This window comes from Streptomyces curacoi (genome assembly GCF_001513975.1).
Lineage (GTDB): Bacteria > Actinomycetota > Actinomycetes > Streptomycetales > Streptomycetaceae > Streptomyces > Streptomyces curacoi.
On record NZ_KQ947984.1, the window covers coordinates 1,126,319 to 1,139,121 of the forward strand.

10 protein-coding genes are annotated in these 12,803 nt (G+C 71.2%); 3 read left to right on the forward strand and 7 right to left on the reverse strand.

Annotated features, from left to right (window positions below; genetic code table 11):
* Positions 1-66: 66 nt before the first annotated feature.
* Positions 67-2,220, reverse strand: coding sequence for a serine/threonine-protein kinase (locus AQI70_RS04955; RefSeq protein WP_062144581.1), 2,154 nt, complete (start codon positions 2,218-2,220; stop codon positions 67-69).
* 79 nt (positions 2,221-2,299) lie between these two features.
* Positions 2,300-2,494 (reverse strand): hypothetical protein, encoded by a 195-nt coding sequence (locus tag AQI70_RS04960; protein WP_030044846.1) that lies wholly within the window; start codon positions 2,492-2,494, stop codon positions 2,300-2,302.
* 550 nt (positions 2,495-3,044) lie between these two features.
* On the opposite strand from AQI70_RS04960, the gene AQI70_RS04965 reads away from it, so the two are divergent.
* Positions 3,045-4,247, forward strand: coding sequence for an acyltransferase family protein (locus AQI70_RS04965; RefSeq protein WP_062144583.1), 1,203 nt, complete (start codon positions 3,045-3,047; stop codon positions 4,245-4,247).
* A 30-nt stretch (positions 4,248-4,277) separates the two neighbouring features.
* On the opposite strand, the gene AQI70_RS04970 is transcribed toward AQI70_RS04965, so the two are convergent.
* Both AQI70_RS04970 and AQI70_RS04975 read right to left on the reverse strand, forming a co-directional pair.
* Positions 4,278-4,742 (reverse strand): HD domain-containing protein, encoded by a 465-nt coding sequence (locus tag AQI70_RS04970; RefSeq protein ID WP_062144586.1) that lies wholly within the window; start codon positions 4,740-4,742, stop codon positions 4,278-4,280.
* A gap of 552 nt (positions 4,743-5,294) precedes the next feature.
* Positions 5,295-6,476 carry a PP2C family protein-serine/threonine phosphatase gene (locus AQI70_RS04975; protein WP_062144589.1) on the reverse strand — a complete coding sequence of 394 codons (1,182 nt, stop codon included), beginning with the start codon at positions 6,474-6,476 and terminating at the stop codon, positions 5,295-5,297.
* A 162-nt stretch (positions 6,477-6,638) separates the two neighbouring features.
* Between AQI70_RS04975 and AQI70_RS04980 the strand changes: the two genes are divergently transcribed.
* A complete protein-coding gene (locus tag AQI70_RS04980; protein WP_062145097.1) occupies positions 6,639-7,904 on the forward strand; it encodes a GNAT family N-acetyltransferase in 1,266 nt (421 codons plus the stop codon).
* 15 nt (positions 7,905-7,919) lie between these two features.
* Here AQI70_RS04980 and AQI70_RS04985 read toward each other — a convergent pair whose 3' ends face one another.
* Both AQI70_RS04985 and AQI70_RS04990 read right to left on the reverse strand, forming a co-directional pair.
* A complete protein-coding gene (locus AQI70_RS04985; protein ID WP_062144592.1) occupies positions 7,920-8,738 on the reverse strand; it encodes an Fpg/Nei family DNA glycosylase in 819 nt (272 codons plus the stop codon).
* Positions 8,739-8,913: 175 nt separating this feature from the next.
* Positions 8,914-9,399: a ribose-5-phosphate isomerase gene (locus AQI70_RS04990; RefSeq protein WP_037888923.1), complete on the reverse strand. Its 486-nt coding sequence runs from the start codon at positions 9,397-9,399 to the stop codon at positions 8,914-8,916.
* 217 nt (positions 9,400-9,616) lie between these two features.
* Here AQI70_RS04990 and AQI70_RS04995 point away from each other — a divergent pair, with 217 nt between their 5' ends.
* Entirely contained in the window at positions 9,617-11,068 is a 1,452-nt protein-coding gene (locus tag AQI70_RS04995; RefSeq protein ID WP_062144595.1) for an amino acid permease, read from the forward strand.
* Between the two features lie 65 nt (positions 11,069-11,133).
* On the opposite strand, the gene AQI70_RS39505 is transcribed toward AQI70_RS04995, so the two are convergent.
* Entirely contained in the window at positions 11,134-12,288 is a 1,155-nt protein-coding gene (locus AQI70_RS39505; protein WP_167358874.1) for a hypothetical protein, read from the reverse strand.
* Positions 12,289-12,803 lie beyond the last annotated feature (515 nt).

Sequence of the window (12,803 nt, forward strand, 5' to 3'; positions counted from 1 at the left end):
CGAAGGGCCCGGTTCCGCGGAACCGGGCCCTTCGCGTTGCGCGGGTGCCCTTCCCGGGCCCTGGTCTCAGAGGTTGCGTACGTCCACGGAGTACACCGAACGGATGCCGTACGGGACGTACAGGGCGTCGCCGACGAGGACCAGGGGGGCGCCGACCCCGCTGATGCCGGCGGTGCCGCCGTCGTCTCGGCCCTGGAGGGTGGCCTCGACGGCGCCGGTGCGCAGGTCCAGGGCCGCCAGGCGGCCGCTGGGGGAGGCCAGGTAGAGGTGGCTGCCGGAGACGATCGGGGGGCCGGAGGACTCCACGGTGGAGTTGCTCTCCCAGATCTGGCGCCCGGTGTCCGGGGCGACCGCGCGGACGCTGCCGCTGGGGAAGGTGAAGTAGAGCCTGTCGTTCAGCAGGGTGGGGGTCGCGGCCTCGGGCTGGGCGGGGGACAGCCGTACGTTCGTCACGACGTGCGAGGCCGTGTTGATCAGGGTCACCTCGCGGCGGGTGCCGGTCGTGTCGAGCACGACGAGGCGCCCTGCGGCCGCCCCGACGATGTCCTGCTCCCCCGTGACCTGCACGGTCCAGCGGGGACGGCCGGTGGCCGGGTCGAGCTGCGCGACGCTCGTGCCGGTGATGTCCTCCTCGCTCCACTTCTGGCAGACCAGGTAGGCGTGCCGGGCGGCGCTGCGGAGCAGGCACATCTGGGTGTCCGGGTCGGGCATCGGGCGCTTCCAGCGGACCTTGCCGTCGACGGCGTCGAGCAGGGCGTACTGCTGCCCCTTCGCGCCGTAGACGGTGACGATGCCCTCGGGTACGGCGGCGGAGGCGCCGTGGTCGCTGTTCGGCTCGGTGGCCTCGTCGCTGTCGCCGGTGACCGTCTTCCAGATCACCTTGCCGGTCTCGGCGTCGAGCGCCTGGATCGTGTAGCGGGTCGGGTTGAACTCGTTCTCGCCGACGGTCCGGTCGTCGGCGCCGTAGACGTACACGCGGCCGCTGCGGGCGGCGATGATCGTGCCCAGATCGCCGCTGCCGAGATCGTCGGTGGTCTCGTCGATCGGCCGGGCCCAGGTGTTGCGGCCGTCGGCGAGGGCGAAGCGGGTCGCCATGACGTCGTCACCGGCGCACACGAGGGAGCTGCCGGTGGCCGCGCAGCGGCTGAACGGGGCGTCGGCGCCGATCGGGTCCTTGTCGACGCTCGGGTCCTTGGACTTCTTGTGCCAGGCCTGCCATCCGGTGGGCAGATCGCGCTCGGCCGGGGTCGGCTCGGCGTTGACCGCCACGACGGTGAGGGCGGTCGCTGCGGCCAGCAGCAGGGCGCTCACCAGGGAGGCGAGCAGCAGCCGTCTGCGGCCGCGTCGGCGGGGTGCGGCCGGCTCGTCCGGGGTGGGGCCGGTCTCGGGCGCGGGGCGCGGCTCGGGGAGCCGGCCGTCGCGCAGCAGGTCCAGGAGCTCGCCCGCGCTCGGCCGTGATTTGGGGTGCTTTTCCAGACAGAGATGGACGAAGGGGAGCAACTCATCCGGGACGCCGTCGAGTTCCGGGTCGCCGTCGACGACCCGGATGGCCGTCTCGTAGGGGCTCGGGCTGTCGAACGGGCCGCGGCCGGTGGCGGCGTACGCGACGACCGAGCCCAGGGAGAAGATGTCGGCGGCCGGGCCCACGTCCTGCGGGGAGGAGAACTGCTCGGGGGACATGAAGGGCGGGGTGCCCATGACGCGGCCGGTCTGGGTGAGGACGTCCTGGGCCGCGAACTCGGCGGCGCGGGAGATGCCGAAGTCGATGACGCGGGGGCCGTCCTCGGCGAGCATCACATTGGCCGGCTTCAGGTCCCGGTGGACCATGCCCGCGCGGTGGATGTCGCGCAGGGCCTCGGCGAGACCGGCGGCCAGTTCGCGGAGCTTGGGCAGCGGCAGGGGGCCATGGCGGCGGACATGGGTGCCGAGGTCCTCGCCGGGGATGTAGAGCGTGGCCATCCAGGGGCGCGCCGCGTCGGCGTCGGCGTCCACGACGGGAGCGGTGAAGGCGCCGCTGACCTGGCGGGCGGCGGCCACCTCGCGGCGGAAGCGGATGCGGAACTCGTCGTCGTCGGCGTACTGCGCGTGCACGACCTTCAGGGCGAGGCGGCGGCCGGAGGCGGAGCGGGCCAGATAGACCACGCCCATGCCGCCGGAGCCCAGGCGGTCCTCGATGTGGTAGCCGCCCACCTCTGCCGGATCGGTCTCGCGCAGCGCCATCCCGTACGTTCCCCCGTTCCGGACCGTTCGACGATCACGAACGAGGGTATCCGTACTCTTCCGGGCCGCCCCAGGGACCCTAGAACTGGATCGAGTTGATGGTCTCGGCTATCGAGTTGAGGAACCGCTGGATGTCGTCCGCCATGCCGGTCGAGGCGAGGAAGAAGCCGAACAGCACGGCGACGACGGCGGGGCCGGCCTTCAGTGAACCGCCACGGATCAACACCACCAAGATGATCGCCAACAGCAACACCACTGACAGCGAAATGGCCACAACAGATCACACCCTCGGTCGGTCCGCTCTCCCGGCCCGGAGATGCAACCCCGCGCACCCCCGCCAGAACCATCGTGCCACCAACCGGGCTTCGCTATGCGGCACGTGACGTTTCGTTCGCCACACCTGTGCCGGATCTGTGCGGGCCTCGCGCGGGCACCGACCTCTCCTGTCGCGCCCGTACGGTCCCGTACGGTATTTCGAAGGGGCACCCGGTGGGGGAATTCGACGGAATCGTTTCCATCGCCACACAATGTGTTCGCGTGCCTTTCGAATTCTTCCCACGCAGATCATTACACCGGAGTCACATCCTGGCCCTATCCACCCTTTAGTCCGGATGAATCCGGACAAGGTGGGTGCCCAACGGGTGTCAGACAGGTGCATGTTCGTTGTACACGCGCCATCGAGCGCAATACCCCGGAATGACCTCGCAGGTTTTACGAAATCACACAGGCGACGCTAGGGTGCCTCAGATGTTCCACGCTGCCTCGTCCCCCGCATGCGCAGCGAGGTCCTGGATCGACTCCCCCGGATTCCGGCGGGAGGGTCTGTGACGAACTCGCTGCGACCGCAAGGCCACAACAGAGCGCCACTCCCCCCGGCACAGTCGTCGGCGGACGGAGTGCCGAGTCCGCGCTCGCCCCAGAACCAGAAGGCTCAAGCGAACAGCAGACCCGCGTCCAGCGGCGCCAAGCAGCGCGACGCGTTCTTCGACAACGCCAAGTACCTGGCGATCGTGCTCGTCGCCATAGGACACGCCTGGGAGCCGATCAAGGGCGACAGCCGGATCCTGGAGGCCGTGTACACCGTCGTGTACACCTTCCACATGCCGGCGTTCATCATCATCTCCGGCTTCTTCTCGCGCAGTTTCGACGCGAGCCCCAGCCGGCTCAAGCGCCTGATCACGGGCGTGGCGGTGCCGTACATCGTCTTCGAGACGGCCTATCCGCTCTTCAAGCGCTGGATCGACGAGGACCCGAGCCAGGAGATCAGTCTTCTGGACCCGTGGTATCTGACGTGGTTCCTGTGCGCGCTGTTCATCTGGCGGATGACCACCCCCATCTGGAAGATGGTGCGCTGGCCGCTGCCGCTCGCGCTCGGCCTCGCCATGGCGGCGACCGTCACCCCGGAGATCGGGGACGACCTGGACCTGCAGCGGGTTCTGCAGTTCCTGCCGTACTTCGTGCTGGGTCTGTGCATGAAGCCCGAGCACTTCCACATGGTCCGTACGCGCACGGTGCGGTTGCTGTCCGTGCCGGTGGGCGCGGTCGCGCTGGCCTTCGGCTGGTGGGCGGTGCCGCGTATGAACACCGCGTGGTTCTACCACCGTGACGCGGCGCAGGAGCTGGGCGCGCCGTGGTGGAGCGGGCCGGTCATGGTGCTGGCGATGTTCGGCTGCTCGCTGCTGCTGACGGCCTGCTTCTTCGCCTGGGTGCCGCGCCGCCACATGTGGTTCACGGCGCTCGGCGCGGGCACGCTGTACGGCTATCTGCTGCACGGCTTCTTCGTGAAGGCCGGTGACTACCAGGGCTGGTTCGAGGCCGCCTGGCTGCACCGTCCGCTCGGGGAGATCTTCGTCACCGTCTGCGCGGCCGTCGGTGTCACGCTGCTGTGCACCAAGCCGGTGCAGCGGGTCTTCCGGTTCGCCATGGAGCCCAGGATGGAGTGGGCGTTCAAGCGGGACGCGGCGGAGCTGGCCCGGGAGCGCGAGAAGCGGGACGGTGCGGCCGCGCGCGAGAAGGTCAACGCCTGACCGCAAGCCGCAAGTCCCCGTCGCGGGACGTCACTCATCGACCAGACCGAGAAGGGCGCGCATCCGCGCGTACTTCTCGGTCAGTCGTTTCCGGGTGGTCTCGTCGAGGGCCGCGAGGCGTGCCGGGTCCGCGTTGTGCGCCAGGTCCGCCGTCTTCACCAGCAGTGCGCCGTCTGTGGCGAGGATGCGTCCGGCGTAGGCCTCGGGGGGCTCGTCCGCGCGCTTGGTGACCGCGCGGACGATGTCCTTCGTACGGGGGCTCAGGGCGGCCTCTTCCAGCCACTGCTCGGAGAGTGCGTCGTCTTCTACGGCGTCGTGCAGCCAGGCCGCGGCGATCTGGTCGGCGTCGCCGCCGCGGGAGCGTACGCCTTCGGCGACGGCCCTGAGGTGCTCGGTGTAGGGCTGTCCGGCCTTGTCCGTCTGGTCGGCGTGGGCGGCTCGGGCGATGGCCTCCACGGCGGCGAGGGAGAGCGGGGCTCGGGGAGTCTCGGTCACGCGTCCAGTGTCTCGCCCCCGCCGCCCCTACCCGTCCCATCCCCCAGGGGCTCCGCCCCTTCAACCCCGGACCCCCCTGGGGGCCTGCGACCCCCAGACCCCCGCTTCGGCCCTGAACGGGCCTCGTCCTCAAACGCCGGACGGGCTGAAAGATGCCGACCGGCGTTGAGACGTGACCGCCGCCGGGTGCGCGGCCACAGCGGGTGGGTGGGGGTTAGGGATGGGGCGGGCCTCGGCCTCGAACGCCGGACCGGCTGAGGGACGCCAACCGCGCTGGGATGTGACCGCCGCCGGGTGCCCGGCCACAGCCGGCGGGTGGGGGCTGGGGATGGGGCGGGCCTCGGCCTCGAACGCCGGGCGGGCTGAAGGCTGCTGGGCCGGCGTTGGGAAGGGACCATCGCCAGGGGGGTGCGGTCCCAGCGGGTGGGTGGGGGTTGGGGATGGCGTGGGCTCGGCCTCGGATGCCGGGCGGGCCGACTGGTGCCGAGCGGCGCCGGGAAGGGGCCGCCGTCGGTGTGCGGCCCCAGCGGGTGGGTGGGGGCTGGGGGTGGGTCAGCGTGGTGGGGGCTGGGTCGTTGGGCCCTCTCGGCAGATCAGTAGGAGGGCTCTGTCGTCGTTGACGTCCTTCGCCACCGCTTCGATGAGGTGCCAGGCGGCGCCGTGGAAGCCGCCGGCGACATAGCGGTCGGCCTCGCCGGTGAGGCGGTCTATGCCCTCGACGATGTCGCGGTCGGACGTTTCGACCAGGCCGTCCGTGAAGAGCATCAGGACGTCGCCGGGGCGCAGCGAGCCCTTCACGGGGTCGAACTGGGCGCCGTCGTACACGCCGAGGAGGGGGCCCTCGGCCGCCTTCTCCTCCCAGCGGCCGCTGCCTGCGCTCAGTTGGAGGCCGGGCGGGTGGCCCGCGGAGTAGAGCTCGTAGTCTCCCGAGTCCAGGTCCAGGACCAGGTGGATCGACGTCGCGAAGCCCTCGTCCCAGTCCTGGCGGAGCAGGTAGCCGTTGGCCGCCGGGAGGAACGCGTGCGGGGGCAGGCTGCCCAGGAGGCCGCCGAAGGCTCCGGAGAGGAGCAGGGCGCGCGAACCCGCGTCCATGCCCTTGCCGGACACGTCCGTCAGGACGACCTCCAGCGTGCGGCCGCCGTTCGTGCGGGCCGCCACGACGAAGTCGCCGGAGAAGGACTGGCCGCCCGCCGGGCGCAGCGCCATCTCGCGGTGCCAGCCGTGCGGCAGGCTCGGCAGCTTGCTCTGGACGCGGATGCGTTCGCGCAGGTCGAAGAGCATCGTGCCGCCGCGCCGCCAGGGCACGCCGACGCGGCTGCGGAACTGCGCGATCAGCAGGCCGAAGAAGCCGCAGGCGGCCACGACCAGGACCACGCCAGGGGTTACGCGGGACGGGCCTTCCGTGTACGGGCCCAGCTGCACGGACTCGACGATCAGGGCAGTGGCGGCAGCGGCGTACAGGCCCAGCAGGCTCGCCGGGCGCAGCAGCAGCCCGCCCGCCACGATCGGCAGGACCAGTGCGGCCGGGGAGAACCACACCGGGTTGGCCATCGTCAGGGAGCAGATCAGCGGCACCATCAGGAGGAGGCCGGCCAGGGCGATCCAGTCCGAGCCGTCCCCGCGGAAGTAGTCCACGGCGCTTCTGCGCACGCCGACGCGGGCCCGGTGCCACTGCATCTTCAACCGGGCCGTGAACGTCTCGGCCGCCGTGCGCCGCTCTCGTCCTGCTGCCATTAGTTCGGGACCCTATCCATCGGACCAGCTGCTTGGCACGGGAGGTCCCACTTGTCCCCCGTCCGAGGTTCGACTTCACAGTGAACTTCACGGAAAGCCGTCCCGCCGCCGCCAACGAGAAATTCCCTCGCTGGTCCCGCAATGCCCTGGTACGCATGGTTCATGGCGAAAGACAGTGCGAGCGATCCCGGTCAGTCCGGCCGTCCCGAACTGCGGGTGCTGCGGCAGGACGAGTGGAACATTTGGTACGACAGCCTGATCCGCGCCTTCAGCGGAGTCCCGGAGGCGTCCGAGGAGCGGGAGTTGTGGGACGCCCTCACCGAGCTCGACCGTTCCATCGGCGCCTGGGACGGGGACGCGTGCGTGGGGACGGCGGGCGCGTTCAGCTTCCGGCTCACGGTGCCCGGCGGTGCGTCCGTGCCCGCCGCGGGCGTCACGATGGTCAGCGTCGCCGCCACGCACCGCCGGCGCGGTGTGCTGACGTCGATGATGCGACAGCAGCTGGACGATGTGCGTGCGTGGGGCTGGCCCCTCGCCGTACTGACCGCCTCCGAGCCGGAGATCTACGGCCGTTTCGGGTACGGCGTCGGCACCTTCCATGTGAACGCCGAGATCGACACGACACGCGTACGGCTGTCCGTGCCGCCCGGCACCGATGACGTCCGTCTGCGGTACGCCGTACCGGCCGACGTCCTCGACGTGTGCGAGGCGGTGTACGCGCGCAAGGTGCCCGGCCGGCCGGGGATGCTCGCGCGGCTGCCCGGCTGGGAGCGGCTCGGGCTGCTCGACCCGGAGAGCGACCGGGACGGCGCGTCACCGCTGCAGTGCGTGCTGGCGGAGCGGGACGGCGAGGTCGTGGGGTACGCCCGCTTCCGCGTCAAGCCGGAGTGGGATGCCTCCGGGCCCAAGGGCTCGGTGCTGCTGCGGGACACCGAGGCCCTCGACCCGGCGGCGCAGGCCGCGCTGTGGCGGTTCCTGTTCGACATCGACCTGACGGCGACCGTGAAGGCGTACGGGCGGCCGATGGACGAGGCCTGGCAGCACCAGGTGTCCGACATCCGGCGGTGTGCGCCGCGGGTGCGGGACTCTTTGCACGTTCGGCTGGTGGACGTCGGGGCCGCGCTGGAGGCGCGGACCTATCAGGCGCCGGTGGATGTGGTGTTCGAGGTGGAGGACGCCTTCTGCCCCTGGAACGCGGGGCGTTGGCGGCTGTCCGGGGACGCCAAGGGCGCGTCGTGCGAGCGTACGACGGACGCTGCCGATCTCTCCCTGTCCGTACGGGAGTTGGGGGCGGCCTATCTCGGCGGCGTGAGCCTGGGCGCGCTGGCCGGCGCCGGGCGGGTGCGGGAGCTGCGGCAGGGGGCGCTGGCGGAGGCGTCGGTGGGGTTCGCGTCGGCCGTGGCGCCGTGGCTGCCGCACGGCTTCTGAGCCGGGGCGACTGCCTTACGGGGTCTGGCAGTCCGGGCACCAGAAGAGGTTGCGGGCGGCGAGGTCGGCGGTGCGGATCTCGCCGCCACAGATGTGGCAGGGCAGGTTGGCCCTGCGGTAGACGTAGACCTCGCCGCCGTGGTCGTCGACGCGCGGCGGGCGGCCCATCGCCTCCGGGGTGTGCTCGGGGCGGACGGTGTCGATGCGGTTGTTGCGCACGCCCTCGCGCATGAGCTCGACGAGGTCGGTCCAGATGGCGTCCCACTGCGCGGGGGTGATGTCCCTGCCCGCGCGGTACGGGTCGATGCGGTGCCGGAAGAGGACCTCGGCGCGGTAGACGTTGCCGACGCCCGCGATGACCTTCTGGTCCATGAGCAGGGCGGCGATCGTCGTACGGCTGCGGGAGATCCTCTGGTACGCGGTGTGCGGGTCCGCGTCGGCGCGCAGGGGGTCGGGGCCCAGGCGGTCGTGTATCGCCTGCTTGTCGGTGTGCGTGATCAGGGCGCAGGTGGTGGGGCCGCGGAGATCGACGTACGACGTGCTGTTCGCGAGGCGGAGGCGGACGGTGTCCGTGGGCGGGGGCGCGGGGGCGGCGCCGAAGTCGACCTTGCCGAAGAGGCCGAGGTGGATGTGGATCCAGTCGGCGGCCTCGGCGTCGCGGAAGCCGAGGAAGAGGTGTTTGCCGTGGGCCTCGGTGCGGGTGAGCTCCGAGCCGTTGAGGAGTTCCGCGGCGTCCGAGAACTTGCCCTGGGGACTGGTGACGCGGGGGGTCGTGCCGAGGAACGCGGCGGCGTAGTCCTGGGCCAGCCGGTGGATGGTGTGCCCCTCAGGCACGGTGGCTCCTTCTTCGTGTGCGGGTGAGGGGGGCGGCGTGTGAGGGTTTCGCCCCCGCCGCCCCTGCCCGTTCCCCTCCTGAGGGGGCTGAGCCCCTTCGACCCCGGCCAGGGGGCTGCCGCCCCCTGGACCCCGCTTCGGCGGGCCGCAATGCGCGGCCGGAGTCGCGCGGAAGCTACTGCTGCGGGTGGTGCGGCGGGATCGGGGGCAGGTCGCCCGTCGTCTCGTACTCGGCCAGCATGGTGATGCGGCGGGTGTGACGGTCGTCACCGGAGTACGGGGTGCCCAGGAACGTCTCGACGAACTTCGTCGCCTCTTCCGTGGTGTGCATGCGCGCACCCACCGCGACGACGTTCGCGTTGTTGTGCTGGCGGCCCAGCGCCGCCGTCTCCTCGCTCCAGGCCAGCGCCGCGCGCACACCCTTCACCTTGTTCGCGGCGATCTGCTCACCGTTGCCGGAGCCGCCGATCACGATGCCGAGGGAGTCGGGGTCCGCGGCCGTCTTCTCCGCCGCGCGGAGGCAGAAGGGCGGGTAGTCGTCCTGGGCGTCGTAGATGTGGGGGCCGCAGTCGACCGGGTCGTGCCCCGCCGCCTTGAGCCACTCGACGAGGTGGTTCTTGAGTTCGAAGCCCGCATGGTCGGAGCCGAGATACACGCGCATGGAATGAGTGTGACACGACCGTTTCGGGGCAACAGCGCCGGGTGTCGATCGCGTCAAATGTGACGCACGCTATGGAAGCTCAAGAAAACCTCAAGTAACAATCCCGAATCAAAGGTTCCCGAATCCGATCTCCTCCGATTCACTGGTCCGACTCGTACACCGCTCGTTCACCCCCGGTACGAGAACTGCTCCCCATGGCGCAAAGGAAATCCGTTCCATGACTTCGCAGCCGACTCAGAAGACGGCCCCGCCGGCCCCAGGCGGCCACGGCCTGCAGGCCGGACTGAAGAACCGCCACCTCTCCATGATCGCCATCGGCGGTGTCATCGGTGCCGGGCTCTTCGTCGGGTCCAGCTCCGGTATCGCCACCGCCGGACCCGGCATCCTCCTGTCGTACGCCCTCGTCGGCACGCTCGTGGTGCTGGTGATGCGGATGCTCGGTGAGATGTCCGCGGCCAACCCGACGTCCGGGTCGTTCTCCGAACACGCCGACCGGGCGCTCGGGCGCTGGGCCGGGTTCTCCATCGGCTGGCTGTACTGGTTCTTCTGGGTCGTCGTGCTGGCGGTCGAGGCGACCGCCGGTGCGGCGATCCTGGAGGGCTGGATCCCGCAGGTGCCGCAGTGGGGCTGGGCCCTGATCGTGATGGTGGTGCTGACCGCCACCAACCTCGTCTCCGTCGGGTCGTACGGCGAGTTCGAGTTCTGGTTCGCCGGGATCAAGGTCGTCGCCATCGCGGCGTTCATCGTCATCGGCGGGCTGGCCGTGTTCGGGGTGCTCCCGGGCGTCGACAGCGAGCAGGCCGGGCTGAGCAACCTCACCGAGCACGGCGGCTTCCTGCCCAACGGACCGGGGGCGATCCTCACCGGTGTGCTGCTGGTCGTCTTCTCCTTCATGGGCAGCGAGATCGCCACCCTCGCCGCCGGTGAGTCCGAGGACCCGCAGCGGGCCGTCACCAAGGCCACCAACAGCATCATCTGGCGAGTCGCCGTCTTCTACCTCGGCTCGATCCTCGTCGTGGTGGCCCTGCTGCCCTGGGACAGCAAGGCGATCGCCGACAAGGGCTCGTACGTCGCCGCGCTCGACTCCCTCGGCATCCCGCACGCCGGTCAGATCATGAACTTCATCGTGCTGACCTCGGTGCTGTCCTGTCTCAACTCCGGCCTCTACACCGCCTCCCGCATGGCCTTCTCCCTCGGCCAGCGCGGTGACGCGCCGAAGTCCTTCGCTCGGACGACCGGCAGCGGTGTGCCGCGGACGGCGATCCTCGCGTCTGTCGTGTTCGGCTTCGTGGCCGTCTTCTTCAACTACAAGTTCCCGGACTCCGTCTTCCTCTTCCTCGTCAACTCCTCCGGTGCGGTCGCCCTGTTCGTCTGGCTGGTGATCTGCTTCTCGCAGCTGCGCATGCGGAAGATCATCAAGGCGGAGGCGCCGGAGAAGCTCGTCGTGAAGATGTGGCTGTACCCGTATCTGACCTGGGCGACGGCCGCGCTGATCGTGTTCGTGCTCGGTTACATGCTGACCGACACCGAGCACGACGGGCGCAAGACCGTGCTGCTGTCCCTGCTCGTGGCCGCGGTCGTGCTGATCGTCGCCCTCGTGAAGGAGAAGATCGGCGGCGGGCGCGCGACGGCCTCCGTGGAGGTGCGTGACGACGTCAAGGTCGGCTGACCTCTGACTGCGGGCCGGGGGCCCTGTGGTGTCGTACGGCGCACCGCAGGGCCCCTTGGCGTGCCTCAGAGCACGGTGAAGCTGTCCCTGACCTCACCGTAGGTCCTCAAGGCCTCCCTCTCGACGTCCGGCTGGTACCAGGTGTTGATCTGGTACGACTTGCCGTCCGCGGTGAAGCCCAGCAGCCGGGCGTGCCAGGGGAGGCCCTGGAGGGTGAAGGTGTACTCCCAGACGACCGCGGGGTGCCCGCGGAACGTCGTCCGCTCCAGGCGGATCTTGCGGTAGTCCTGGCCCTGGTGGGCGTTCTGCTCCGACTTCTCCCAGGAGTCCATCAGGTCGCCGCGGGCCAGGGCCGACTTGGCGGCCAGTTCCTGTCTGCCGTCCGGTGACGTGTAGTGCACCTCCGACCCGGTCTTGATGTCCCGCCGCCAGCCCTCGGGCGTCACCCACGCGAACCCGCCCGCCTCCCGGCGCGCCCCGGGCGGCAGGCTCTGCGGCCGCGATGTGCCCTCGACCGTGGGCGACGGGCTGCTGCCCGGGGAGGACGCGGCCGAGGAGGACGGCGACGCGGGGGAACCGGCCTGATCGTCGTCCCTGGGTGACCCGGAGTTGGTCGCCAGGACGACCGCCACGACAGCGCCCGCGGCGAGGACTCCCACGGCGATCATCCCCGTACGGCGACGCTCGCGCCGGGGCCCGGCCGAGGCCACAGGGCCGGGAAACCCGCCCGGCGGCACGGCGGGATACGACCGGGCACCGCCGGACGCGCGCCCCTCCGCCGGGGCGGGCCGCCGCTCGGTCATCGCTTCGGCACGGGCCAGGGAGGCGCCGGCCCTGCGGGGTGCGGGGCCGATGGGAGAACGTTCGGTCGGGGTTGCGGAGCGCACCTCCGAGCGCGCTTCGGAGACGAGTTCTGTGGAGGCGTTGGGGGGCTTGGGGAGTTCTGGGGCGGGAGTGGGTGCGGGGGCGGCGGTGGCGGCTTGGGGTGGGGTGGCTTCGGACCGGGGTGCGGCAGGGGTCACCGAGGTCGGCGGCGCGGTCGTGCGAGTGCGGTCGGGGGCGGGAGTGGGCGTGGGGTGCCGCGGGGTGTCGGTGGGGGCGGGGCGGACGTCCGCGGTCGGGGGCTCCTCGCCGAGGGGCAAGAGCTGGGGCGGTATCGCGTCGCGTACGGCATCCGGCTGCCGGGGATGGGGCCGGGTGGGGACGCGGGAGGCCTCCAAGTAGGCCGGGGTGGGCGATTCCCTCGGGGAGTTCGGCCTCCCGGGGAGGTGAGGGGTCGCCGCATCCGGTGAGGGCTGGTTAGGGGTCGGGCGCGTCGGGGTGGCCGGCGCGGGGTGTCGGTTCGGGGCCGGGTGGGGCTCGGGGGGCGGGGTGGGGGCATGTGCCGGCGCGGGCTCGGACGTGGGGATGGGGGGCGGCGGCTTCAGCTCTGGGCCGGTGGGTTGCGCGGGGGGCTGTTCGGACGCGGGGCCGGGGGTGGTCTCCGGCTCGGGGAGGGGCACGGGTATGGGCACGGGGTGGTCGGGGCCGGGGGTGGTCTCCGGCTCGGGGAGGGGCACGGGTATGGGCACGGGGTGGTCGGGGTCGAGGTCGGTTGTGCCTTCGGGCGTAGGTGGACGTACGGCTTCCGGCCCACGGACGGCTCCGGGCTCAAGTCGCCCCACGGGCTGGGCTCCACGGATGGCATCGGCCTCAACACCACTAACGGGCTGGGGTCGACGGACGGCTCCGTCCT